This window comes from Bacteroidales bacterium (assembly GCA_016707785.1).
GTDB lineage: Bacteria > Bacteroidota > Bacteroidia > Bacteroidales > UBA4417 > UBA4417.
This window is the reverse complement of sequence record JADJGZ010000060.1, coordinates 121,635-145,158: the sequence shown is the minus strand read 5'-3', so window position 1 is coordinate 145,158 and position 23,524 is coordinate 121,635. Positions and strand designations below refer to the sequence as shown.

The following is a 23,524-nucleotide window of genomic DNA, read 5'->3' as shown; positions in this document are numbered from 1 at the left end:
TTAAGACCAAAAAAATGAAAATATTCTATCTTTCTTTAATCATGTTGATTTTTTCCGGAAGCCTGGTTTATGGACAGGCAGCAAAGTCCGGGAATACTGCCAAACCAGCAAACACCACTAATCAAAGTTACACCCCCGGAACTTTTGTTGATAAGGACAATAATGGAACTTGTGATAACTATGAAAACAGGGGAGGCAGAGGCAGAGGTGCCAATTTTGTAGATGCCGATGGCGATGGTGTTTGTGACCGCAGATCCGGGAATGGATACAGGCAAGGAAACAGGGGTAAAAATGCCGTACAGGGTTGCAGAAGAGGAGGAAATACCCCAAACAGAGGTGGACGTTGTAGATAGGGTCAAAATAGAGTAATGAAGTGGATCTGGAAGAAGGAATTCATACTTTTGAAGGCCTTCTTCCTACTTTTTACAAGGGACAAACCAGCATGACGGAACAAGAACTCATTGATGGAATTATTGCAGGTGATAAACTGGCTGTAGAGTCTCTTGTCAACCGGTATCATCAGCGGGTAATAAAAACGGCTTACCATTTTTTAAAGGATATGGATGATGCTGAAGACCTGGCCCAGGATGTTTGCCTTCAATTGCTGGAGTCCATTCCCCGTTTCAGAAAAGATGCTTCCCTTTCAACCTGGATTTACCGTATTACCGTCAATAAATCATTGAATCATATAAGGAAAAATAAAAAGAACCAATGGGTTGAAAGAATTGAGATGTTGTTTCAAAGCACCCCGGGAAATAACCGGCCACAATCGTGGGAACCATCAAGTGAGCCGACTGTGCTCGATGATAAGGAAAGGAAGAGAATATTGGAGAAGGCAATAAACGGTTTACCGGAAAATCAACGAATAGCATTTATCCTCAGTAAATATGAGGATTTGTCATATAAGCAGATAGCAGAAATTATGGAGGTCAGTCTTGCCTCGGTGGAATCATATTTGCAAAGGGCAAAGCAAAATCTTCAGAAAGAATTAATAGGTTACTTTCAGGAGTATTCATCCAAAAAAACAGTAAAATGAAATGCGAACAATTCAGGGATAACCTTCATACACTATTTGATTCCGATTCACCAGGGGAGGATATGCTTGCCCATAGCAAAGAGTGTAAAGAATGTGATTTTATGTACAGGGAATTCCTCGCCTTTAACCTTTTAATTGAAAAGGAGCGTGAAATTGAAGTCCCTCCTTACGCTGAAACACGCATGCTTTCAATAATCAGTCAAAGGGGGGGAGCGAAAGCTCCACGTTCAACCCTCATTTGGAAACCTGCAATTATTAGCCTGGGTGTAATTACTGCAGTATTGGCAGGCATCACCATCGGTTACCAGGGGCAGAAGCTTTCGGATACAAGTAATCAGTTCGATAACAACTTGCAGGAAATGCGAAATGAACTCAATGTTTCCGATGTTGTACATGAAGATGTGATAAATTTTGACTAATCCAATGAATTATGAAAACCATCGGTACTAATCGATTTATACTTTGGGCTTTGATTTTTCTTGCCATTATCAATATCACAGCCCTGCTTTCATTTTTCCTTTTTGCAAGGAATACCACCAACACCCCGTTAAAGTAACCGATAATAAGCCGGGAGTAACCTTGACTAAGGAATTGTCGCTCTCTGCAGATCAGGATAAGAAAGTGAAAGATATCAATAGTGAATATAAGGTTCAAAGTGGGCCGATTGTAGATTCAATAAAATCTGCCAAGTCGAAATTGCTGGAAGAATTGTCGAAAGAAAAAACCGATGCACAATTAGTCGACAATATTCTTAAAGAATTGGGTGTTCAGCAGGGCAATCTGCAACGGGCTAATGTGAAGCAATTTCTTGAATTGAAACAAGTTTGCACACCGGAACAAACACTCAGGCTTTCCGAAATTTATGCCGAACTTTATGGCTGCAATTTTATGGGTAATGGGGAAGGAAAAGGGATGAAGCACCGGCACCGTTATGGAAAACAAAGAGGTGCGAACAATTAGTTGTATCCAGGGTATATATCCTTACCTATTACAGCAGGAAAAGTTTAGCAGGGACTGATTGGAATATGAAATTCTCCAAAATGATCAGTTGAGGAATTTCTAATGGTCACTGCTTTTCTGAATACAAAATTTCTAAATAATAAAATTTTTGCCACAATGTCAAAGAGATTATCCGTATTGATAGGAATAATAATATTTAGCCAGGTAGCTTTTGCACAATCAGCACCTTTCGGTATTTATATAGAACCAATGAATATTAATGGTCTTGGTGGACTGCAAGCTTATGCATTTGGACAAGATAACGGGAAATGGCTTATAGCAGGCGGCCGACTTGACGGACTTCATCGCAGACAGCCTTTTGCTGCTTTTGATATCGCCGGCAACAACAATCAAATCATTGTCATTGATCCTGTATCTCAACAAAAATGGACTGCCCCCATTTCATCACTGCCTGTTTCGATGCAGGAACAATTAAGTTCAACAAACATGCAGTTTCACCAGGAGGGTAATTATTTGTACATCATCGGGGGATACGGATACAACTTAGCAACAGCATCAAGAAAAACATTTGAAAACCTAACCGCTATTGATGTTCCGGCTGTAATTAATGCAATAATATCAGGAATGCCCTTCACAAGTTTTTTCAGACAAATAACTGATGCACAATTTGCGGTGTCAGGCGGACATTTAAAAAAGATAAACGATACATATTACCTGGTTGGTGGGAATAAGTTTGACGGCAATTACAATCCTATGGGTAATCCTACCTATACTCAGGTGTATACCGATGCAATCCGCAAATTCATTTTATCAGATAATGGAACGGATATTACAATAACTCATCTGCCATCTTTTATAGATGCTGAAAATTTGCACCGCAGAGACTACAATGCAGTTGCTCAGATACTTCCTGATGGTGCTGAGGGGATAACTGCTTTTTCCGGAGTATTTCAACCAACCATCGACTTGCCTTTTCTAAATTGTGTAAATATTGACAGCACAAATTATGAAGTGAACAATTCGTTTCAGCAATTCTATAACCATTACCATTGTGCTGTTTTGCCACTTTATTCTGCTTTAAACAACGAAATGCACAGCGTCTTCTTTGGGGGCATTGCCCAATATTTTGACAGTGTAGGCGTATTAGTGCAAGATAATAATGTGCCTTTTGTTAAGACAATTGCCCGTGTTACACGAAATTCAGAAGGAACAATGTCAGAGTATAAACTCCCTGTTGAAATGCCGGCATTATTGGGTGCAAGTGCAGAATTTATTCCGGTCAACAGTGTTCCTCAATATGCTAATGAAGTTTTTAAATTAGACGACTTTACCTCCGACAGTACATTGGTTGGTTACATCTATGGTGGTATTAGCAGTAGTGCTGCAAATGTCTTCTTTACAAATACCGGAACACAGAGCAGTGCCAGCAGCCAAATATTCAAGGTGTATGTAATTAAAAACTCAACAGTAGGCATTCATGTCTTAAACGAACAAAGCATTGGAACACTAAAAATGAATGTTTTCCCAAATCCAAGTGAAGGAGACTTTGTTGTTAAGTTTCATTTAAATAAGATAGAGGAAGCAAAAATCTCCCTATTTAGTATTGATGGTAAAAGAATTAAAAAAAGGGTATTAACAAATTTAAATGTCGGCGAAAATACCTTTCAATGTAAAATAAAGAACCTTGACTTCAGGCGGTATTTACCTTTTGACTATTGAAACACCTTCAGAAAAAGCAATACAGAAAATAATTATCGAACCATAGTAGCCGCCATTTCTTTCAATTTCAGGATGGTTTTCCAATTCCTTGTGGTAGCTTTTACCTTCAGTTTGTTTTCGAAATAAGTGTTGGTAAATTTTGTCCGGCCATATCCTTCCGGACAATAAAGATAAATCCTGTCCTTTATCATAATACAATGATCCGGGCCATTTTGCAGCGGAAGTATCTTTTGAATCAGTGCTTCTTCTGCCTGGTTTTCAAGGAAAGTGAGATGAAGGCTTTCAATGGTTTCTGAATATTCAGGTAAAAAAGGATTTTCCTTTATTGCAATATCCCATTCTTCATAAGTTTTTACCAGGACCGGCACCTGCAGCCCAAAATCCTGATCAATCTGTTCCCTGATTACTTGTGCCAGGCTCAAAGTCGCAGCATTTTCCAAATCAAACAGGATATTTCCACTTTGGATATAGGTCCTCACATTTACAAAACCCAGGGATTCCATGCTCTTTTTCAGGGCATCCATTTTAATGAGGTTCTTTCCGCTTACATTTATCCCTCTAAGTAAAGCAATATAGGTTTCCGGAGGCATTTTTCAGGATTAATCAGGGATTATAGATGGCAATAATTACCGGAATAGAAACAGAGCCTTATGCAATATGTTTTCTTAAAAAGGCCAGAATTTCATTAAGAGTGACTTTCGATTCAGGCAACAGGTTTCCAAATGCCGGATAACAATGACACATTCCATCACCAATAGTCAAAGTTACATCTACTCCTGCTTCCTGGCTTTTTCGGCAAATTGAACAGAATCATCCAGTAGAATTTCCTTGCTTCCGGCTGAAATATGCAAGGGAGGCAGACCTTTCAGATCGCCATATAAGGGAGATATGTAAGGGTGTTTTCTGTCGTTGCTGCCTGCATAGTAAGATGAAGCATATTCAGAACTTCCCAGTGGCGAGACACAGCTGTATATATTGGTTTGATAGGAATTTCCTGAAAGTGTGAGGTCAGTCCAGGGTGAAAGCACCGCTGCTGCGGCAGGAAGAGGCAGGTTCTTATCTTTCAGCGCGAGCAGGGTAGCTAAACAAAGTCCAGCTCCAGCTGAATCTCCAATAAAGAGTATGTTTTTTGGAGAGAAATCTTGCGCCAGCAAATATTCGTAAGCATCAACAGCATCATTCAACCCAGCAGGAAAAGGATGTTCAGGAGCGAGGCGATAATCAAATGTAAGGGCATTCACACCCGTCCCTTTTACAAATTTCGCGACATGTACCCTGTGACCTTTTGGCGATCCAATGAGGTACATCCCTCCATGGAAATACAGAATGATTTTTCCGGGATCAGCTGTTTCCAGTTTCATCCATTCTGCATACATCCTGCCAATGGTAGCCGGAATAATGATGATATCCGGGGGGATTTTGCCAAATTTCAGTCCGGCCTCTTCAGTTTCCTTCCTTAATTTGACAATGGCTTCCGGTTTGGGATCAAAATAATTCCTACCCAGTTTGAATTTGAAATGATGCCGGTTCCGGATCAGCCAGATAATGAGTTTAGATTTTATAGAAGTCATTTGATCAGGCTGAAAAAAGTAATTACTTAATTGGCCGATTTATAATAGACAAACAAAATAGGTTCATTTGCTTCCATCTCTCTCAGTCCTTCCATCGTATCGGCAACTCCACAAAGCATGGTAAAATTCTGGTATTGAGTCATAGAAATATCGCCTCCGCATTCTGAAATCACTTTTCGTATAGCAGGAACCAATTTTTCATTATTCTTAACCAACACATGATATTCATATAGATATCCTTCGGTTGAAGCTTCCAGTTTTTCAACAGAAATAAGATCAGCATCAAGTCTAAGGGCAGCAGGGATTTCAGCAGGCCAGCTGTTTGCTGAAGTAACTACTGGCTTCAGGTTATCAATACCTAATTCATCTGTCATTTTCTCCAAATCAGCCCGGGTTATTTTTGGATCCATTGAACCCAGCATAACTGTTGCATTAATAGCAAGAAGTTGTACATATAAGACTTTTACTTCCCCACCGGAAAACACGCAACGATGGCCATTGCGTTCATATTCAACAGGTTTTCCTGTCGATTTCAAAGGCCTGAGGTCATCATCCAATTGCTCAACATCATTTAAAGAAATGGTAACCAAACGGGTGCCTTTCACAAGCATTGCAGAGTAAGAGCCGCTTTCGTCATTAAAATCAGTTGCAGAGTAGCCTGACGGCGATTTCGACTGTATCCAGTTCCTAAATTCATCAAATGACATTTGAATTTGAGAAAAAGAGTCGGTGCTTAGCATTAATGCAAATAATGCTAGAAATACTTTTACTGATTTGAGCATGGTAGATAAATTATGATGGAACATTAATGAAATACTTGACGAAAAATGTTTTTTTTCTTATTCTTCAATATATGAAGATGGAGAACGTAATTTGAATCCTTGCAGCTGCAAAAGTACAAAGGAAGCATTTAGTATTCAAGTGAAACAGATATGAAATCATTGAAATCTTGTACTATTATTTAACAATTTCAACTATAGTGCTTTTAGAAATATTCTCGTAAATTTCGTTAATATCAGCTGTTTTAAGTGAAATGCATCCTGCAGTCCAGTTAATCCTTTCCTCAATAAGTGCATCATTCCCATCTGGTACGCCATGAATGCCAATTTCTCCCCCAATTGTCGAAGTTTCAGGGATTTCTCCTTTCTGCTTTGAAAGCCTGTGTTTTTCCCGGGATTCATCATTTGGATAATCAATCCAGATAAATTTGGACCAGGACCGATGGGGATACATGCTGCGAATGCCAAAGATACCTTCAGGAGTGCATCCATCACCTTCCATCCGCTTATCATCTATAGGATTGGGCCCTAAGACAACCGGATAAGTTTTTATGGGTTTATTCTTTACAATAACAGTTAGTGTGTACTGACTTTTGCATATCAGCAGCCGAATTGCCTCGCCCTTTAATTCCAGGGAATCAATGAGGCCTTTCAAAGGTAAATTATAGTTCAGTAAACTATCATGATCACTCATAGCAGATCTATCGTGTAAAGGTATTGCATGACAGGAATGAACGAGAAAAATTATAATCAGAAATGGGATCCATCTCATGCATAGGTCTGTTTACAGGATTTGATAATTGAACGATGAGAGTATGCTAAAAGTATCAATGCCTTAAGTATTTGGTATATTGTTTTAGCACAGTATTTCTCAGGCGTTTTTGTCCATGAGAGGGAAGAAATACTTCGGCCTCACTATCCAGCAATAACTTCCAACTTTGGATTAGTAATGGAACATCATCAGCGAACGGTGGATATATGGAACCTGGAAAAATGCCAAACATAGCATCGCCGGTTATGGCTGCTTCATCATCAATGATAAGGCTCATAGAACCAGGTGAATGTCCGGGTGTCGGCAAAAGATATGCATTAAACCCCAAATGATCCAGTGGATATTTGCCATGAACCAGAATATCAGGATCACACGGTTGATAACAGGCCCAGGAGGGTATTCTCCCACCAAGAATATTGATCAGTATTCGGGTAAATCCTGTGGAGCCTTTTGGCAATGGTGATTTCCCGGAGGAAAGGAATCCAGCCTCGGTTTCATGAACAATTACCTTAGTATTGAACCTGTTCTTTACATAATGGCTGTTTCCACAATGATCAAAATGAGTATGAGTCAGTATCAGGGCATCCAGGTGCCTGATCCCCCTTTTTGCCAGTCCCCAGAGCAATTGTCTGCGAAAGTGACTGCTTCCGCAATCAATTAAAAGGTTCTGACTACCATTGCTCAATACGAATGCATTGCACCGAAAACTCAGTACTTTATACAGGTCATACTTATTTTTTCCGGTTTTAATATGCATGTTTAAAGAAGTGTTTTTCTGAACTTAAGGGGAAGTTTAGCCGCTATGAGTGAATAGGCTTGTTTAGCTAATCGTTCCCACTCCTGCTGATTTAAAAGACTAATATCATCTGCTGAAACCCATTTGTGCTTTGCCAGGTAACGGGCAGCTGAGAAGCCTTTAACCTGGATCAGTTGCTCAAAATCTTCTTCTGATACCTTGAATGAAACTGTAACAGGGACTGATCCGGGACTGGTGATCATGAAGATTTTTCCTCCGATATTAAAGCAAAGGTGATCTTCCCATTTTATGTCTTCAGTGACCATAGGAAAGGAAAGGCAAATATTGCGCAGTTCTTCGAGGTTCATGAATAGATTGTTGTTTTCAGAAGTTCAAATATAGTTTATAAATAGGTGTTTTTCGAAACAATGGTTGCAGATACAGCAATCAAGATTGTGGGGTAAACCTGACAGGTTTTCAAAACCTGTCAGGTTAAGCCATTTTTTCATATAACAGGTGGTAGCTGTTGATTTAACTACTTAACATTTCTTAATATATAAATGCTGAACAAAGCCTGTTTCCTGTTGTTGAGATTTCCAGACTAATGATAAAAAATAGCCATTTCATTCAATGAGAATAATTAAACCCATTATATTTTTCCTGGGAATCCTCTGCTCAATATTCACTTTTGCTCAAAAAACTGATGCCAACCTGTTTGGTGATGTCCGTTCCAAAGGCGAACACCTTCCTTTTGCAACAGTGATGCTTCAAGGAACAACCATCGGCACTACCACGGATCATACAGGGCATTATATGCTTGTGAACCTTCCGGAAGGTGAATTTGAAATCATCGCCCAGATGGTGGGTTTCAAGAAACAAAGTAAAAAAATCACATTAAAGAAGGGTGTTACCCTTGAGTTGAATTTTGAACTCGAAGAAGAAATCATGTCTCTTCATGGTGTGGTAATTACTGGAACGAAAACCTTTAAGAGGCAGACGGAATCGCCCGTTATCGTTAATGTACTGGAAGGAAAAACCCTTGGCCTTATTCAGGCGAATACTTTGTCGGAAGGGCTCTGTTTTCAGCCTGGGTTAAGGGTTGAGACCGACTGTCAAACCTGTAACTATTCGCAATTGAGGATGAATGGCCTGGGTGGAGGTTATTCCCAGATCCTCATCAATAGCAGGCCTGTCTTTAGTCCTTTAACCGGCCTTTACGGACTGGAACAGATTCCTTCAAATCTTGTTGACCGTATTGAAGTGGTCAGGGGAGGAGGTTCTGCACTGTATGGATCAAGTGCCATTGGAGGAACCGTGAATGTAATCACAAAAATTCCGGATAGAAACTCCTTTGATGTCAATCTGTATTCTTCCCTGATTGGAGGTGACGCCACCGATCAGATGATCAATGCAAACCTCAATGTGCTTGGACAACAGCATAATTCGGGGGTTTCCATTTTTGCCTCCAGAAGGAACCGGGAAATGTATGATGCAAATGGTGATAACTTCTCAGAGTTGCCCCTGCTCTCCAATAACTCATTTGGCGTAACCTCGTTTTTCAAACCCACACATAATCAGAAAATTGAGATCAATTTCAGTAGTTTATATGAATACAGATACGGTGGAGAGATGGTGGATAAAGCTGCTTTCCAGGCGCAACAGTCGGAAGAAAGAACCCACAATATCCTGATGGGTGGACTTGATTACGAGATAGATTTCAATGATGATCATTCGGCATTTATTTTCTACACCTCTGCACAACGAACCACACGCGACCATTATACCGGTATTGTTCCTGATGCAACGGACAGTGTATCCTATCAGCAGCATTTTCTGAACCCACCTTATGGGAAAACATTGAATACCACTTTCCAGGCAGGAGTTCAGCTAAACCATAAATTGAAAGGCTTCATCAAAGGGACAAACACTTTTACTCTTGGAGGGGAGTTCCTGACAGATAAAGTGGAAGATGAAATTGTAGCTTATCATTATAAACTTGACCAGGTAACCAGGGCGACCGGTGCTTTCTTGCAAAGTGACTGGGATATTCTGAAAGACCTCACCTTACTTACGGGAATCAGGGCCGATAAGCACAACCTGGTCGATCATTTCGTTTTTAATCCCAGGATTTCCGCCCTGTATAAATTAAAAGGGAAAACCCAATTTCGTTTATCCTGGTCGAAGGGATTCAGGGCTCCCCAGGCTTTTGATTCCGATATGCACATTGCTTTTGCAGGGGGAGGTGTTTCAAGAGTGAGGCTGGCCGATGACCTCAAAGCGGAAAACTCATCAAGCTTTAGTGCTTCCGTTAATTATGACAAGGCCACAGAAAAATTCATTGCAGGATTTACCCTGGAAGCCTTTTATACTAATCTCAATGATGCATTTGTGTTGGAAGAGGCAGGGGCCGATGAATTCGGACTGATTTTCGAGAAACGAAATGCATCTTCATCAACAGTGAAAGGTGCTACTATTGAAGCCAGATGGAATTATAATCGAAAAATTCAGGTCGAATCAGGGTATACGATCCAGTCTTCTACTTATCAGGACCCGGTGAGATATTCTGACATTCTTGAGCCAACCCGCCAATACCTGAGAACTCCAGACCATTATGGGTATTATACCCTCTCATTTATACCTTCTTCCAAATTAAACGCTTCATTAAGCGGAGTTTTTACAGGGCCAATGAAGATTTTGCATTCAGCAGGCTCGCCTGAGAATACCCAAAATGACAAATTCGTGGTTTCAGAATCCTTTTTTGAACACAATGTAAAGGTATCTTACCTTTTTGAAATAGGTAAACTGGACACCGGCCTTGAACTTTCAGGTGGAATAAAAAATATCCTTGATACTTACCAGGATGATTTCGATACTGGCAAGAATCGCGACAGCAATTATATTTATGGTCCTGCAATGCCAAGAACATTCTTTATTGGATTGAAATTCAAATCGTTGGAGAATTGAGGCTCTTTCAGTTTTTTCAATTGGCTGAGTTGATGTAATATTGCAGTAAAATCAATGCGTCAGATCAACGAGGTATAGGTTTGAAAAGAATCGTTTGTCTCATTTTATCTGAGATCCTTATTTTCTTATGAACATTGATCCGCGGAATATTTCTATTGAACATTACGATTATCCGTTGCCGGATGAAAGGATTGCACGCTATCCAATGCAAGAGCGTGATCAATCCAAATTGCTTGTTCATAAAGATGGTTTGATTTCTGAGGATTCCTTCAGTCGTTTGTCTGATCATTTACCCCCTGATAGCCTGATCATATTCAATGAAACCAGGGTGATACATGCCCGCATGATTTTCAGGAAAGAATCAGGTAGCCGGATTGAAGTATTTTGCCTTGAACCAGCCGATTCACTTGATACCCATCTTGCTTTTCAGCAAAAGGGTAGCTGCATCTGGAGATGCCTGGTTGGGAATGCAAAGCGATGGAAGCATGAAAAGCTGATATTGAATGTTGAAAGTGATCAACAGTTAGTTAATGTATCGGTTGAGAAACTTGAAAGAGTGGATGATACCTTCATGATTCGGTTTACCTGGGAGCCGGAGCAAATGACTTTCTCTGAAATACTGGAAATAGCCGGCCATATCCCATTGCCGCCATACCTGGAGAGAGAGGACCAGCCAGAAGATGCGATTACCTATCAAACCCTGTTTGCAAAGAATGATGGATCGGTTGCTGCTCCTACTGCAGGATTGCATTTCACACCCCGGGTGCTCGAAACTTTAGAAAAGAAAAATATTGAAATTGCCAGGATTACTCTTCATGTCGGAGCAGGTACTTTCCGTCCGGTGAGTGCTGAAACCCTTGAAGGACATCAGATGCATAAAGAGGAGGTCTTTGTTCCACTGGAAATAATCAATAAACTGATTGAATCCCAGGATAGAAATATCATCCTTGTAGGTACAACTACCGTCCGGACCATTGAGAGCCTATACTGGCAAGGGCTGAAATGGTTACAGTCAGAACCAGTTCATGCCATAATGCAGGTAGAACAATGGGATCCTTATTCCATTGAGCAGCAACCACGAATACTTGCACTCCGGAAGGTGAAGGAAGTCCTTGAGAAAAATAACTTACCGGCATTAAGAGGAACTACTTCTCTCCTGATTGCTCCGGGTTACCATTTTCAGTTCCCTAACCTTATTATCACCAACTTTCACCAGCCGAAAAGCACGTTATTGTTACTGGTTTCTGCCTTTATTGGCGAAGGATGGCGCGAAGCCTATGATTATGCCCTGAAGCATGATTTCAGGTTTTTGAGTTATGGGGATAGTTGTTTGTTCTTTAAGAAGGTTTAAGGACCCAGGTTTCAAATCCCCAATCCCCAATCCCAAATCCCCAATCCCAAATCCCAAATCCCAAGTCCCAAGTCCCAAGTCTCAAGACCCAGTTGTTTTAAACTCGTGGTAGGATTATTGATGAAAAGGGATTGTTTTTTATGAGAATTATGAATGTATTTTTAAATTTGGTTGAAACTTTTACTACTATTATTATTAGATTTAATGTGAACGAAATCAATATTATATGAGCTTTACAAGGATAGAATTATTGCAATATTTCAAATAAAAGCCATTTTCTTTTTTTATTATTTTAATCTTGATGAGAATGAATAATAATCTTTGTGAGCGATTGCTTACGTTTGCTGTGGATGTAGTTTTATATTTGCGCACTGTTAGGAATACCTTAGAAACTATGGATATGAAGCGTCAGCTTTTAAGATCCTCTTCTTCGAGCGGCGCAAACTATGAAGAGTCGCAAGGTTCACCAACACGTCCGGATGCAAAGACAAAAATTGGAATATCTCTTAAAGAAATGCGGGAATCAAATTACTTTCTAAGAATATTTCTTAGGCTACAATATGGAGATTGCAAACAAGCAGAGTACCTGGTTAAAGAATCAAGTGAATTACAAGCAATTCTAGCTTCAATCATTAACAAGCTATAAACCTTGCTTTATTCTCGTTTTGGTACTTATAAATTGTACTTGAGAAATTAATAATAGAAACCTGGATTTTAACCATTGAATTTAATCCTGTGATTTTTTGAAACCGCCAGCTAGGACTTGGAATTTGCGACTTGGAATTTTCGACTTGGAATTTGGATTTTGGAATTTGCGACTTGGAATTTGATTCTTGGAATTTGGATTCTTGGAATTTGAATTTGGATGGAATTTGGATCTTGGAATTTGTTCCTTGGAATTTAACACCTCACACTTATGAAACCCACCGGAATAATTTTAGCAGGCGGAAAAAGCTCCCGGATGGGGCAGGAGAAAGGACTTGTGGAATTGGGTGGGAAAAGATTGATAGATATTGCGATCGAAAATTTATCAAAGGTCTGTGAAACTATTCTTATCAGTTCAAACGGGAATTCTTTTAATGATACAGGTTTCCAGGTGATTAAGGATGTAGAGCCCGGGATTGGGCCGATGGGTGGGTTATACAGTGCCCTTTTGCATTCAAAAACCGCTCTTAACCTTGTACTCTCAGTCGACTTGCCCTTTGTAAACGAAGGATTATTAAAACACCTTATCGAATCTTCGAAGGGATACCAGGCAGCAGTCCCCTGGTCAGGACAGGAACATTATGAACCTTTATGCGCATGTTATGACCTGTCGATTCTTCCTTTAATGGAAGCTTCTGTAAAATCGGGCAATTATAAGCTTCCAGATCTTTTCAGGCTGATCAATTTAAATCCATTACCCATTGAGCCCCATTTGCCCTTTTATCATGAAGCTCTTTTTATGAATATCAATACAAAGGATGACCTTAACGCAGCCCAAAAACTGATCAATTCCATCTGAAAGCTGTGTCTCTCTTCTGAATTTTTATCGTAATATTGTTGCGATTACTCTCCGAGTTTGTGCTTCTAAAGGTTTAAGCCCATGAAGTGCTGACCGATGGGTTAGTCCGGAAACAGGCTGGCCTCCCGAATATAAATGAATTGGAAAGGAGAAAATGAACAAGAATAAAATATTTCTGCCTGGCAGGAAAGCGTTTGCTATTCCTATCCCGCCTTATTATGAAGTGATTTCAGCTGCCAGGTTTCAGCACCTTGTGTTTACCTTTCATTCTGGCAAACTATGAGGACTATAGCGGCTGCAGTTCCGGGTTCAAAATGGCTTAAGGCTTCTGTAATTGCGAGTTTCTGGGCCGCTACTGAGATTATACTTGGAAGCTTCCTGCATAACCTGCGGTTTCCTTTATCCGGAACCATCCTGTCATTTACCAGTGTGATGCTCGTGATTTCCTTTGCTGCGGGCTGGAAACAGAGTGGGATCATCTGGAGGGCCGGCCTGATCTGTGCTTTGTTAAAATCCATTTCGCCTTCCGCGATCATCCTGGGACCCATGATCGGAATTTTCTCCGAAGCTTTATTACTGGAACTGGCAGTATGGATATTAGGACATAATTTACTAGCCTATTCGGTAGGAGGGGCCTTGGCCGTATTCAGCGCCTTGCTGCATAAGGTTGTTAGTTTATTGATTCTATACGGCTTCGACCTTGTCAGGATCCTGGATGCCCTTTATTCCTATGCCATTAAGCAGTTGGGAATCAAAAACCTGCCTGCTGAAAAGCTGCTTTGGATCATTTCAATTCTCTACCTGGTTGCCGGCATTATTGCTGCTATTGCCGGGTATTGGGTTTCACGCCTCAGCCTGAAAGAGGTAAAGGATGATAAAGGGCTTGACAGTCTGAATCTAAATAATGAGAAAACTTTTATTAACAAGACTGAGAATCAGAAGTATTCTGTCTGGCTCCTCGGATTGAATATTTTAGCTGTCGTCCTGCTGCTGTTCCTAATCAATTATCATTACTTAATTCCCGCACTCTTTTTAGCTGCTATCTACCTTGGATTTGTGTTTTACCATTACAGGCACTCGTTGCGTTATCTTAAGAAGCCACTTTTCTGGATACAGTTCATAGTGATTACAATGGTAGCTTCACTTCTGCTGGATAGCATCACCCAGGGAACGTTTTTCAGTGTGAAAGGATTGATGGTAGGTCTCAATATGAATTTCAGGGCATTGATCATCATATTAGGTTTTTCAGCCATCAGTACCGAACTGCGCAATCCTGTAATTCGTGCCGTCTCACTTAGAGGAGGCCTCTCATCCTTATACCAGTCGGTAAACCTTACTTTTCTGCCTTGCCGGCTGTTCTGAATGAGTTTCCGGGGGTCAGGACCTTCGTTCGTCACCCTTTGAGGTCATTGGCTGGTTTTATTCCGGTTTCAGAGCAGCTGATTAGTTCATTCGAAAGAGCAATATCTGGCCGGAAACCGGTGATTCTGATAAGTGGGGATCGGCAGCAGGGAAAGACTACATATGTTTCTGAACTTGTAAATCGTTTGAAAAACAAACAGGTAAAAATGATTGGATTTCTTGCAACCGGGGTTCATGAAGGAGATCAGCGGATTGGATTCGACTTGCTGGATATCGCATCGGCTGAGACAGTTCCATTATGCAGGCTTGAAAAGAAAGGGGATCAGCAAAACTATCACAGATACAGGTTCTTTGATGAAGCATTACTCAAAGGAAAGGAAATCCTGAATTCTGACGATGCACAACTTGTGGTAATCGATGAAGTAGGTCCTTACGAATTACAAAATGAAGGATGGGCTACCTCCATTCAGAATATTTGTCAGAAGCAACGTTCAATTCAGATATGGACAGTAAGAAAACATCTCATTGAAAGGATCGCTGCCACATGGCCAGTGGGAGAGGTATATGTGGTGGACATTGAAAAGGATGATCCTGATGCTGCAGAGTCACTGATTATTGACTTACTCGACAGATATCAGCTTGAGTTATAATGTTTCCAGGTTCATGCTTTTCATCACCAGGCAGGTGCTATACACTTCGGAGATCTGCGTTTAAGCAGGGACGTAAAGTTGTTTAGGCTCTCTGTCATTACCCTTGATTCTGGTGGATGGCAAGTTAAGCAGCTACCGACCAGTAAAATCTGGCGCTGTTCCTTGATATTGAATGGGCGGTGTCCGGTCCGGGTTGAACTCACGCCTTTTCTTTCGCTGAGAAAGCCGGTCCAGGCATCTTCCGGTAAACCATCATTAGGGCTATTTTCGAATCGCGGGTCAAAAATCCAACGCCCTTCCCTGGAAAAATCCAGACTGCCACGGCCGAACCCAAGTGCTAACGGGTTGTTATGACACGACTGGCAACTTCTGCTTTTCTTCACTGTGGTATGGGCTGAAGCAGGCGCATACAGCCTTTGAAAGATCATTTTTTCTGACTTACTGAATGCAGACTTGTCAATGGTCATGACCATGCCGGGGACATAAGTCTGGATTTTATTGTCAGTCTCATTCACGCCAAGAACCGGGGCTTCTGCTATAAATTTTCCGGTATACTCGATCCATGAGCCTTTGACACTTTTCTTGTTCAGCATGTCGAATCCCTTGGCCTGTTTGTCATAGCTGTAATGGCATCAATACACTGAGGTGCCCAGGCAGTATGGCAGCTGTTGCAGCTTAGCCTCTGATGAGCTTTATTTCTGCCACAATCATCCTGCTGAGGAAGGCAATTATGTATCCTGGAGCTTAGTTTGGCTTTCAGCGTAATGTTTCCATTTTCAGAAACGGAAGTGTTTACCAGCGGCCGTCCCCCTTTCTGTGTTAATAGCATTGGAGTTTTTGCAGTTGAGGTGCCTCTGAGCCATGCGATCAGTTGTGTTTCTTTATCGGCATCCATCAGCGACATACTCTTGATAGTGGCCCCTTTTTCAGGGTGACAGTCGGAACAAGTTACACTCACAGCTTCTTCCTTATGGCTGTGGGCTTTTCCATCTCCCATCAGGTCATAGGAAGAGTGACAGTCGATGCATGACATTCCCCTGCTGAAATGCACATCTTCCTGGATAAATTCAAATACCCTGCCATCGGGGAGTTGCTGGTATTTTGAAGCATTCGTTTCTGGAAGTTGCTTAAGTGAGGTTTCATGCCAGCCTTCATAATTCATTGAAATTCTTCCTGAACGGCTATGACAGCTTTTGCATTTAGTGTTTCCGATACTAAGATCAATAGATGGATGAAACTGAGGAAGGCTTGTGTCCCCCATTGCTTTTTTTCGTTGCTTGTTCCAATCGTCGAGGGCTGATTGACGATAGGTGAGATGGCAGGCATTACAGCCACCACCCCTGTCGAGCCAGGCTGTAGGTCCGGTTTTTAGTTTTTCTGATCCAAGATGGCATCCGGCACAAAGATTTTTAAGATGCAAGTCAGCAGGACTGTCAGTGAGTTTAAGGATTGAGGCCAATCCATTGAGCTCTTTTGTTTCGTGAAAAGCAAACCGGTCAACCTGAACGAGTCCGGAAAGAGTAGTCATGATACTGCCATTCACCCTTTCCACTATCTGGGGATGGCAGGCTGGAGTACCGCAGGTTTTTGAAGCGTTTGACAGGTTACCTGGTATTACCATACCTTTATGAGCCAGGTCTTTATCAAGAGTGAAAGGATCGCCCAGATGGCAGGAATAACAACCTGTGCTGCTTTCTGAATGGGAAATACTCAGGCCTTTCATCCCGGTGTGGCAATCAAGGCAACCTTCCGGCTGGCTACCAATACTTCTGATGGGATGAGAAGCCTTAAGCTGAAATTTAACCGGGTTATAGCGGAAAGCAGTCTTAATACTGGCATCTGTCGACCATGGCCATTGCCATTTCCAGTTTTCTCCCCTAAAATATGTTCCTGTCAGGCTGAGGGCCAGGTATATTATTGCCAGAAAAAATAGCAGCCGTTTCGAAAGGTTCCGGAGTTTTGAATTCAGCCTGGGTAAAAAGTAAAGCAGGATTAATAGTAAAGTAAAAGCAAGAACAATGATCCAGGGATGGCTGATCCAGTGTAAAAGTTCCTGTATGCCTACAAAATACCAGGGTCCCTTCATTATTGTATCATTCAAGGTTCCAAGCGGAGCCCTGAAAAGCAGTGCGAGGAGAGTAACAACCAATGTGGTAATGATAAAGGTGCGAAGGTTAACCCAGATGGTACGTACATGATCGTAGATACCAATAAAAATAATAATGGTGGCCGTAGCGATATGGTGGAGGTAGAGGATTTGCCAGTTTTCAGGATGGCCAATAAATGTTGAATTCAGGAATTTCCCGGCTACCGGAATACTTTGAATAAGGGCAGAGAGGATTCTTCGGGCTTGCTGACTATCGGAATCAGCTTTCAGAATAAAGCCTGAAATCATCACATATCCTACAAAAGCCAGTGAAATGGTCAAGCGAAACCATATTCCTTTGGAGGATATTTTTTCCTCAGTTGAACGTTTCAGGTGATCATATACATGAAGTGCCGTGAAAATGAAGAAGACCTGTGCACTCCAGAAATGAATATTCCTGAAAAAGCTGGCAGCGGGATTGGTTAAAAGAATATGAGCAATTGAGTAATATGGCTTTTGGATATCGAAAGGAATGGCTATGAGAATCCCGCTTAAGGCACAAATAAGCATGCCGGCAATCGCAATCCAGCCATAGGTGTTCAGGTATAAGAATTTCTTGAGGCTCTGAAAATTCATCCGGTACCACAAATTGAAAACCCAAAGGTATTATACTTCGGCTGAACTGGTTCGTAAAAAAAATTGTGCTGAACATGCTCAGTATTAATGAATCTAAGCAGTTTTGCTTCGCATAACTGTCAAGATTCAGTAAATTTAGCCGGCAAGAATCTTCTGAATGGATGCTTTTTCGTGTTCACTGAGTGTTTCGATCTGGGAAAGAGCCTGCTGTATCTTGGCTTTAAAATTCCAACAGGTCATCTGGCGCAACGAAAGGCGCCTGGCGAATTCATAGGTGGATATTTCTTCCGTTCCCTTACATACATTATGAGCTATATAGAAAGCTTTGCTGATAGGAAATTTGCAATTATGAAAAATAGTCCCTGTAGTAGCTGATTCTTCAGTTTTACACTTCGTACAGCGACGCGAATGGGGAGTCTTCCCCGAACAGTAATTTGTATTTCCGCATTTTCTGCAGGTAAACCCTTCAGCCCATTTGAGTTCCGCCAGGAATTCCAGGCATTTCTCATCACTTCCGGTAAGCTCTGCCAGCTTTACAGGAGATAATGCCTCTTTAAAAATCTTGCTCATATTCAGTTGTTTCGAGCGCAAAATTAAAAAAAATAGTGATATTAAAAAGATTTAAGTGATACTAATGCGATTTATAATAAAATTTGTATTAATTTTGCAGCATCAAAAAATGATACCCATGAAAAAATCTGTCAATACACAATGGAAAGGTGATATGAAATTCGATTCAGAAGTGAATGGACATCATATTATCATAGATGCACTTCCTGAGGTAGGAGGTTCTGATGCAGGCCCCAGGCCTAAAAGTCTTATGCTCACAGCTTTGGCTGGATGCACTGGTATGGATGTGGTTTCTATTCTTAAGAAAATGCGCGTTGAGGTAGAAAGCTTCAATATTGAAGTGTCAGCTGAGGAAACTGAAGAACATCCAAAGCATTTCACTTCCATGCATATCGTGTACCGTTTCGGCGGGAAGGATTTGCCCCTTGATAAGCTGGAAAAAGCTGTTGAATTATCCCAAGACCGATATTGCGGAGTTTCCTTCATGTACCGTAAGGCTATGGAAGTTACTCATGAAATTGTGATTGATTAATTCGACAATTCGACAATTTGACAATTCGACAATTCGACAATTTCCCGAAAAGAAGCCTTTGGCTTGGAGATGAGGGAATTAGTCAATTTGAAAATTTGAAAATTTGAAAATGAGGAGATTAGGAGATTAGGAGATTAGGAGATTAGGAGATTAGGAGATTAGGAGATGAGGAGATGAGCAGATGAAGAAATTTGCTAATACCAGGGATCTGGAATTTATATCCTGAAGCCCGAAGCCAATGGCCCCATCTCGGGTCACTCAGCACTCAGCACACGGCACACGGCACACGGCACACGGCACCTCGGCACACGGCACTCAGCACTCAGCACTCAGCACTCAGCACACGGCACTCAGCACACGGCACTCAGCACACGGCACTCAGCACACGGCACTCAGCACACGGCACTCAGCACACGGTACTATAAATACAATAATCTACATAAATAAATACAATCATGCTTTACACAAATTTAAATCATCTGCTTACAGCTGAACAGCATCAGAAAGCCATCAGCGAAAATGAAAATGTAATGATCTGTTGCGGACGAATGGGTCCGATGTGTATTCCTGTATATGGAATCATGGAACAGATAGAAGGCGATTATCCTCATGTTAAGTTCTATGATATGGAATTTGATAATCCTGAATCTCATGTAATTCGTAATGCTCCGGAATGCCGCAGTTTTATGGGAATTCCTTTCACTATGTACTATAAAAAAGGTGTGGTAGTAAAAGCAACCTCCAGCATTCAGTCGATGAGCCAGGTTACCTCTATCCTTAACGAACAGTTTGGTGCTCCTCAAAAGTAATTCGATGAATCCTGATACTCATTTCGATGTAATCATTGTTGGTGCAGGCCCTGCAGGTCTAACTGCAGGGATTTACCTGTCGCGTGCAAGGATGAAAACCCTGATTATCGATGCAGGAACCATTGGCGGACAGATGGTGCTCACCCATGAAATTGCAAATTATCCAGGTGTAGAAAGTATGAGTGGCTATCAGCTTGCAGGTGTTATGCGTAACCAGGCCAGGGCTTTTGGTTGTAAGATCATTGGTAATACACCTATACTTGATTTGTTTCTCAATGAAGATGAAAAAAAGGTAGTTACACAGAATGGAGTCACTTATACTGCCGATGCAGTAATCCTCACGCCCGGTGGTCGTTCGAGAAGTCTGAACGTGCCCGGTGAAGATACCTTTAAAGGACAGGGAATCTCTTATTGTGCAACTTGTGATGGGGACTTTTTTACCGATAAGGAAATAGTAGTTGTTGGAGGAGGAAATTCAGCACTGGAAGAAGCTGTTTCACTTACCAAATATGCCTCAAAAGTTACGCTGGTCCACCAGTTTGACCATTTCCAGGCTTTTGAATATGCAATTGAGGAAGCAATAAGTCATCCGAAAATTAATATCCGGCTTGAATCAATCATCACCCGGTTCTATGGTGATGATCGTCTGAAAGGTGCTGTAATCAAAGATTTGAAAACAGGAGTCTCCGAAGAATTCGATACTGATGGTGTGTTCATTTTTATTGGCTATGTACCAAATACTGAAATGCTGGAAGGAAAAGTGGGCTTGAATAAGTGGAAGGAGATCATAGTTGATAAAGATATGGCTACAGATGTTAAAGGTGTTTTTGCCGCAGGGGATTCTATTGCCAAGAAATACAGACAAGTGACTACTGCTGTCGGAGAAGCTACAATTGCTGCATTAGCTGCTGCTGACTATCTTCATCAAAAGAAACAAAACTTAAAAATGAATTTAACGGTTTAACTTATGTCAACTTCAATCATCTTGCTGGTTCTGGCAATTATAGTGGGTGCTATAGCCTATCTATATTTTGCTGCCCGAAAACTCAAAAACATGCCCCAGGTTCCGGATAGTTCCAGGTTAATTACTTTGAACCCTGGGAATTTTCAGCAACATACCCGTTCTGGAGTGGTACTGATCGATTTCTGGGCATCCTGGTGTATGCCTTGTAAAATGATGGCACCTATTCTGAATGAAGTGGCTGAAGAAATCGGAGATGATGCCAGGATTTGTAAGGTGAATGTTGAAGAGCATCAGCAACTTTCAGCAAAATTCTCGGTCAGGAATATCCCTACCCTTCTTCTCCTTAAAAATGGAAAAGAGATTGACCGTTTTGTGGGTGTAAAGCCTAAAGATTTCCTGATCAAACAAATTAAAAAAGCATTGTAAGAATTATGGAAGCCATCGTTTCATTAAATGATTTCCAGGATAAAAAAGAAGGAGTTGCCCGGACTTTTTATTACTGTACAAGGCAGGAAGTGAGGTGAGTGAATGTGCATTAAAAAGCCTGACAGGAGTTGAGGAAATTGAAAATACTGATTTCAGGGTAATGTATGCTGATGTAAATACAGTGAGGGATATACATGAACGTTATGGTATTACTTCAGTCCCGGCACTTCTCCTTTTTCAGAATGGTGAATTTGCCAATGTGATTAAGGGTTGCCAGGGTGAAGATTATTATAAAGCAATAGCTGAAAATGCAGTATTCTCAGCACAGGCAAATGTTGACGACAAACCATCAAAATCGGTCAGAGTGTATACAACTCCCACCTGTTCCTGGTGTAATACATTAAAAGCTTTTCTTCGAAAGAACGGGATCAATTATACCGAAATAGATGTTTCACAGGATGATGCAGCTGCTAAAGAGATGGTAAGGATGAGCGGGCAACAGGGAGTGCCCCAGACAGAGATTAACGGGCAAATGATTGTTGGATTCAATCAGGCTCGCCTAAAGGAATTACTGGAAATACAGGGATAGCTTAGTGCTTTTTCATACTTATAAGCAACGGAAAATGCTGAAATTACTGATTGGAAAACGAACCTTAATCCAAATTGCGATAGGACTTGTGATCTTCATACTTGTATACCAGTACAAGCTTTCACTTTGGTACCTGGTTTTGGCAGGTGCAGTAACAGGAGTAGTTTTCGGAAAAGTTTTCTGTCGCTGGATGTGTCCAATGGGTGTAGTTATGGAGTTCATGATGGGCCTGAATCCCGACCAGAAATTTCGACAGATGTACCAATATCATAAGTTAGGATGTCCGATTGCCTGGATTCAGGGTGCTTTAAACCGGTTTTCGCTTCTTGGTATAAAGGTCAATTACAGCACTTGTAAAAACTGTGGTATCTGTGATAAGGAATGTTACATCACAGCACTGGAGCCGGCAACATACAGTCTTTATAAGAAAGGTAAGGACAATCCTGCAGAGAGTTTTACCTGTTCAAAATGTTTAAAATGTGTGGAGGCATGCCCTAATGGGAGCCTTCAATTTAACATAGGTCAAAATATTAAATAACAAAACAAATGAAAGAATTAGCCCCGGTAAATCAGAATGTTGTGCTGGATATCACAAATTCCGGTACGCAAAAAACAGCTTCAGGTATTATTATTCCTGATACTGCTGGAAAAACCAAAGTTTGCCCGTATTGTCGCAATGAGCGCCATTGAAAATGCTGAAACCAGGCCCGGTGACCTGGTGATTTTCAAACAATATGGCGGGACTGAAATTGAATTTGAAGGTAAAACTTTACTGATTTTGCCTTATGCTGATATCCTTGCGAAAGTGGTTGAAACTGAAGAGATTTAGAAATGGAAACTGAAGAAAAAAACGGAAAAATAAACTCAATCAGGATTGCCCTGCGTTCTTCCTGGTTCTGGAAACCGGTTGGTGGAGCTATAGCAGGGGGAGTATTGGGCTTTCTCTATTATTATTACATTGGTTGCAGTTCAGGAACCTGTGCAATAACCAGTAATCCTTATATGAGTATGCTGTTTGGTGCTGCTTTGGGATACTATGCGTTGAACAGTTCATGTGGAAGTAAGTGTTAATAAATATGTTCAAACAGGTAATTATGAGTGGAATATTGATTGAAAAAGCAAGTCCATATAGTGTGGAAAAGACGGCTGAATTGATAGTTGCTGAATCAGAAAGGCAGAATTGGAAGGTTCCGGCTGTACATGATCTGCAGCAAACATTAGCAAAGTCAGGTAAAGTTGTAATGCCTGTTAAAGTAATTGAACTGTGTAAACCTGAACTGGCTGGTAAAATACTGGAGCTTAACCATGAAAGGTCAATTTCAGTATTTATGCCCTGCAGGATTTCTGTTTATGAAAAGGAAGATGGTATAACTTACCTGTCAGTAATGAATGCAGAAGCAATGGCAGGTTTCCTTCCTGAATCTGTAGCAGGTATCATGGTGGAGGCCGCAACAGGATCATTATCAATTATTGATGCGGCACTTGGATCCTGAAAATTCTTGTTTTTA

General features: G+C 41.1%; 27 protein-coding genes, 2 pseudogenes and 1 riboswitch. Of the genes and pseudogenes, 20 read left to right on the top strand and 9 right to left on the bottom strand.

Annotation, left to right across the window (positions count from 1 at the left end; translation table 11 throughout):
- Window positions 1–14 precede the first annotated feature (14 nt).
- The 5 genes from IPH84_20435 (at window position 15) to IPH84_20415 (ending at window position 3,715) form a co-directional block, all read left to right on the top strand.
- On the top strand, window positions 15–353 hold the full coding sequence (locus IPH84_20435; GenBank protein ID MBK7175525.1) for a hypothetical protein: 339 nt from the start codon (window positions 15–17) through the stop codon (window positions 351–353).
- Between the two features lie 20 nt (window positions 354–373).
- Complete coding sequence (locus IPH84_20430; protein ID MBK7175524.1) at window positions 374–1,036, top strand: RNA polymerase sigma factor; 663 nt, start codon at window positions 374–376, stop codon at window positions 1,034–1,036.
- Window positions 1,033–1,455: a hypothetical protein gene (locus IPH84_20425; GenBank protein MBK7175523.1), complete on the top strand. Its 423-nt coding sequence runs from the start codon at window positions 1,033–1,035 to the stop codon at window positions 1,453–1,455. Before IPH84_20430 ends, IPH84_20425 begins: the two co-directional genes overlap by 4 nt.
- A 160-nt stretch (window positions 1,456–1,615) precedes the next feature.
- Window positions 1,616–1,996, top strand: coding sequence for a periplasmic heavy metal sensor (locus tag IPH84_20420; GenBank protein ID MBK7175522.1), 381 nt, complete (start codon window positions 1,616–1,618; stop codon window positions 1,994–1,996).
- A 156-nt stretch (window positions 1,997–2,152) separates the two neighbouring features.
- Window positions 2,153–3,715 carry a T9SS C-terminal target domain-containing protein gene (locus IPH84_20415; protein MBK7175521.1) on the top strand — a complete coding sequence of 521 codons (1,563 nt, stop codon included), beginning with the start codon at window positions 2,153–2,155 and terminating at the stop codon, window positions 3,713–3,715.
- 32 nt (window positions 3,716–3,747) lie between these two features.
- Here IPH84_20415 and IPH84_20410 read toward each other — a convergent pair whose 3' ends face one another.
- The 6 genes and pseudogenes from IPH84_20410 to IPH84_20385 form a co-directional block, all read right to left on the bottom strand.
- Window positions 3,748–4,305 carry a DUF1697 domain-containing protein gene (locus tag IPH84_20410; protein MBK7175520.1) on the bottom strand — a complete coding sequence of 186 codons (558 nt, stop codon included), beginning with the start codon at window positions 4,303–4,305 and terminating at the stop codon, window positions 3,748–3,750.
- A gap of 58 nt (window positions 4,306–4,363) precedes the next feature.
- Window positions 4,364–5,286 (bottom strand): annotated as a pseudogene (locus IPH84_20405) (alpha/beta hydrolase).
- 26 nt (window positions 5,287–5,312) lie between these two features.
- Entirely contained in the window at window positions 5,313–6,068 is a 756-nt protein-coding gene (locus tag IPH84_20400) for a hypothetical protein (GenBank protein MBK7175519.1), read from the bottom strand.
- A 175-nt stretch (window positions 6,069–6,243) separates the two neighbouring features.
- A complete protein-coding gene (locus IPH84_20395) occupies window positions 6,244–6,759 on the bottom strand; it encodes a L,D-transpeptidase (protein ID MBK7175518.1) in 516 nt (171 codons plus the stop codon).
- A 133-nt stretch (window positions 6,760–6,892) separates the two neighbouring features.
- Window positions 6,893–7,594, bottom strand: a complete 702-nt coding sequence (locus IPH84_20390) for an MBL fold metallo-hydrolase (protein MBK7175517.1) — start codon at window positions 7,592–7,594, stop codon at window positions 6,893–6,895.
- Window positions 7,595–7,596: 2 nt separating this feature from the next.
- Complete coding sequence (locus tag IPH84_20385; GenBank protein MBK7175516.1) at window positions 7,597–7,941, bottom strand: MmcQ/YjbR family DNA-binding protein; 345 nt, start codon at window positions 7,939–7,941, stop codon at window positions 7,597–7,599.
- A gap of 271 nt (window positions 7,942–8,212) precedes the next feature.
- On the opposite strand from IPH84_20385, the gene IPH84_20380 reads away from it, so the two are divergent.
- From IPH84_20380 to IPH84_20355, 6 genes are all read left to right on the top strand, one after another.
- Complete coding sequence (locus IPH84_20380) at window positions 8,213–10,537, top strand: TonB-dependent receptor (protein MBK7175515.1); 2,325 nt, start codon at window positions 8,213–8,215, stop codon at window positions 10,535–10,537.
- A gap of 127 nt (window positions 10,538–10,664) precedes the next feature.
- Window positions 10,665–11,888 (top strand): S-adenosylmethionine:tRNA ribosyltransferase-isomerase, encoded by a 1,224-nt coding sequence (locus IPH84_20375; protein ID MBK7175514.1) that lies wholly within the window; start codon window positions 10,665–10,667, stop codon window positions 11,886–11,888.
- A gap of 307 nt (window positions 11,889–12,195) precedes the next feature.
- Window positions 12,196–12,534, top strand: coding sequence for a four helix bundle protein (locus tag IPH84_20370; GenBank protein MBK7175513.1), 339 nt, complete (start codon window positions 12,196–12,198; stop codon window positions 12,532–12,534).
- 270 nt (window positions 12,535–12,804) lie between these two features.
- A complete protein-coding gene (locus IPH84_20365; GenBank protein ID MBK7175512.1) occupies window positions 12,805–13,392 on the top strand; it encodes a molybdenum cofactor guanylyltransferase in 588 nt (195 codons plus the stop codon).
- A gap of 37 nt (window positions 13,393–13,429) precedes the next feature.
- A riboswitch (molybdenum cofactor riboswitch) is annotated at window positions 13,430–13,559 on the top strand.
- Window positions 13,560–13,671: 112 nt separating this feature from the next.
- Entirely contained in the window at window positions 13,672–14,754 is a 1,083-nt protein-coding gene (locus IPH84_20360) for a hypothetical protein (protein ID MBK7175511.1), read from the top strand.
- Between the two features lie 47 nt (window positions 14,755–14,801).
- Window positions 14,802–15,404: a hypothetical protein gene (locus tag IPH84_20355; protein MBK7175510.1), complete on the top strand. Its 603-nt coding sequence runs from the start codon at window positions 14,802–14,804 to the stop codon at window positions 15,402–15,404.
- Between the two features lie 23 nt (window positions 15,405–15,427).
- On the opposite strand, the gene IPH84_20350 is transcribed toward IPH84_20355, so the two are convergent.
- From IPH84_20350 to IPH84_20340, 3 genes are all read right to left on the bottom strand, one after another.
- Window positions 15,428–15,997 (bottom strand): hypothetical protein, encoded by a 570-nt coding sequence (locus IPH84_20350; protein MBK7175509.1) that lies wholly within the window; start codon window positions 15,995–15,997, stop codon window positions 15,428–15,430.
- Entirely contained in the window at window positions 15,991–18,126 is a 2,136-nt protein-coding gene (locus IPH84_20345) for a DUF4405 domain-containing protein (protein ID MBK7175508.1), read from the bottom strand. Before IPH84_20345 ends, IPH84_20350 begins: the two co-directional genes overlap by 7 nt.
- 135 nt (window positions 18,127–18,261) lie before the next feature.
- Complete coding sequence (locus IPH84_20340; GenBank protein ID MBK7175507.1) at window positions 18,262–18,696, bottom strand: transposase; 435 nt, start codon at window positions 18,694–18,696, stop codon at window positions 18,262–18,264.
- Window positions 18,697–18,814: 118 nt separating this feature from the next.
- Here IPH84_20340 and IPH84_20335 point away from each other — a divergent pair, with 118 nt between their 5' ends.
- From IPH84_20335 to IPH84_20295, 9 genes and pseudogenes are all read left to right on the top strand, one after another.
- Window positions 18,815–19,228, top strand: coding sequence for an OsmC family protein (locus IPH84_20335; protein MBK7175506.1), 414 nt, complete (start codon window positions 18,815–18,817; stop codon window positions 19,226–19,228).
- Window positions 19,229–19,683: 455 nt separating this feature from the next.
- Window positions 19,684–20,037: a thioredoxin family protein gene (locus IPH84_20330; GenBank protein ID MBK7175505.1), complete on the top strand. Its 354-nt coding sequence runs from the start codon at window positions 19,684–19,686 to the stop codon at window positions 20,035–20,037.
- Between the two features lie 4 nt (window positions 20,038–20,041).
- Complete coding sequence (locus IPH84_20325) at window positions 20,042–21,001, top strand: FAD-dependent oxidoreductase (GenBank protein MBK7175504.1); 960 nt, start codon at window positions 20,042–20,044, stop codon at window positions 20,999–21,001.
- Between the two features lie 90 nt (window positions 21,002–21,091).
- Window positions 21,092–21,427, top strand: coding sequence for a thioredoxin (trxA, locus tag IPH84_20320; protein MBK7175503.1), 336 nt, complete (start codon window positions 21,092–21,094; stop codon window positions 21,425–21,427).
- Window positions 21,428–21,587: 160 nt separating this feature from the next.
- Window positions 21,588–22,016: a hypothetical protein gene (locus IPH84_20315; GenBank protein ID MBK7175502.1), complete on the top strand. Its 429-nt coding sequence runs from the start codon at window positions 21,588–21,590 to the stop codon at window positions 22,014–22,016.
- A 34-nt stretch (window positions 22,017–22,050) separates the two neighbouring features.
- Window positions 22,051–22,554: a 4Fe-4S binding protein gene (locus IPH84_20310; GenBank protein ID MBK7175501.1), complete on the top strand. Its 504-nt coding sequence runs from the start codon at window positions 22,051–22,053 to the stop codon at window positions 22,552–22,554.
- 8 nt (window positions 22,555–22,562) lie between these two features.
- A pseudogene (locus IPH84_20305) lies at window positions 22,563–22,845 on the top strand (co-chaperone GroES).
- A gap of 50 nt (window positions 22,846–22,895) precedes the next feature.
- Entirely contained in the window at window positions 22,896–23,087 is a 192-nt protein-coding gene (locus IPH84_20300) for a YtxH domain-containing protein (GenBank protein ID MBK7175500.1), read from the top strand.
- Between the two features lie 23 nt (window positions 23,088–23,110).
- Window positions 23,111–23,509, top strand: a complete 399-nt coding sequence (locus tag IPH84_20295) for a DUF302 domain-containing protein (protein ID MBK7175499.1) — start codon at window positions 23,111–23,113, stop codon at window positions 23,507–23,509.
- The last annotated feature ends 15 nt before the right edge of the window (window positions 23,510–23,524 follow it).

What these genes read in the sequence shown, in the direction of transcription:
- IPH84_20435 (MBK7175525.1), top strand. Translation starts at nt 15, where the DNA reads ATGAAAATATTCTATCTTTCTTTAATCATGTTGATTTTTTCCGGAAGC.
- IPH84_20425 (MBK7175523.1), top strand. Translation starts at nt 1,033, where the DNA reads ATGAAATGCGAACAATTCAGGGATAACCTTCATACACTATTTGATTCC.
- IPH84_20415 (MBK7175521.1), top strand. Translation starts at nt 2,153, where the DNA reads ATGTCAAAGAGATTATCCGTATTGATAGGAATAATAATATTTAGCCAG.
- IPH84_20410 (MBK7175520.1), bottom strand. Translation starts at nt 4,305, where the DNA reads ATGCCTCCGGAAACCTATATTGCTTTACTTAGAGGGATAAATGTAAGC.
- IPH84_20400 (MBK7175519.1), bottom strand. Translation starts at nt 6,068, where the DNA reads ATGCTCAAATCAGTAAAAGTATTTCTAGCATTATTTGCATTAATGCTA.
- IPH84_20395 (MBK7175518.1), bottom strand. Translation starts at nt 6,759, where the DNA reads ATGAGTGATCATGATAGTTTACTGAACTATAATTTACCTTTGAAAGGC.
- IPH84_20390 (MBK7175517.1), bottom strand. Translation starts at nt 7,594, where the DNA reads ATGCATATTAAAACCGGAAAAAATAAGTATGACCTGTATAAAGTACTG.
- IPH84_20385 (MBK7175516.1), bottom strand. Translation starts at nt 7,941, where the DNA reads ATGAACCTCGAAGAACTGCGCAATATTTGCCTTTCCTTTCCTATGGTC.
- IPH84_20375 (MBK7175514.1), top strand. Translation starts at nt 10,665, where the DNA reads ATGAACATTGATCCGCGGAATATTTCTATTGAACATTACGATTATCCG.
- IPH84_20370 (MBK7175513.1), top strand. Translation starts at nt 12,196, where the DNA reads ATGAATAATAATCTTTGTGAGCGATTGCTTACGTTTGCTGTGGATGTA.
- IPH84_20365 (MBK7175512.1), top strand. Translation starts at nt 12,805, where the DNA reads ATGAAACCCACCGGAATAATTTTAGCAGGCGGAAAAAGCTCCCGGATG.
- IPH84_20360 (MBK7175511.1), top strand. Translation starts at nt 13,672, where the DNA reads ATGAGGACTATAGCGGCTGCAGTTCCGGGTTCAAAATGGCTTAAGGCT.
- IPH84_20350 (MBK7175509.1), bottom strand. Translation starts at nt 15,997, where the DNA reads ATGCTGAACAAGAAAAGTGTCAAAGGCTCATGGATCGAGTATACCGGA.
- IPH84_20345 (MBK7175508.1), bottom strand. Translation starts at nt 18,126, where the DNA reads ATGAATTTTCAGAGCCTCAAGAAATTCTTATACCTGAACACCTATGGC.
- IPH84_20340 (MBK7175507.1), bottom strand. Translation starts at nt 18,696, where the DNA reads ATGAGCAAGATTTTTAAAGAGGCATTATCTCCTGTAAAGCTGGCAGAG.
- IPH84_20335 (MBK7175506.1), top strand. Translation starts at nt 18,815, where the DNA reads ATGAAAAAATCTGTCAATACACAATGGAAAGGTGATATGAAATTCGAT.
- IPH84_20330 (MBK7175505.1), top strand. Translation starts at nt 19,684, where the DNA reads ATGCTTTACACAAATTTAAATCATCTGCTTACAGCTGAACAGCATCAG.
- IPH84_20325 (MBK7175504.1), top strand. Translation starts at nt 20,042, where the DNA reads ATGAATCCTGATACTCATTTCGATGTAATCATTGTTGGTGCAGGCCCT.
- trxA (MBK7175503.1), top strand. Translation starts at nt 21,092, where the DNA reads ATGCCCCAGGTTCCGGATAGTTCCAGGTTAATTACTTTGAACCCTGGG.
- IPH84_20315 (MBK7175502.1), top strand. Translation starts at nt 21,588, where the DNA reads ATGTATGCTGATGTAAATACAGTGAGGGATATACATGAACGTTATGGT.
- IPH84_20310 (MBK7175501.1), top strand. Translation starts at nt 22,051, where the DNA reads ATGCTGAAATTACTGATTGGAAAACGAACCTTAATCCAAATTGCGATA.
- IPH84_20295 (MBK7175499.1), top strand. Translation starts at nt 23,111, where the DNA reads ATGAGTGGAATATTGATTGAAAAAGCAAGTCCATATAGTGTGGAAAAG.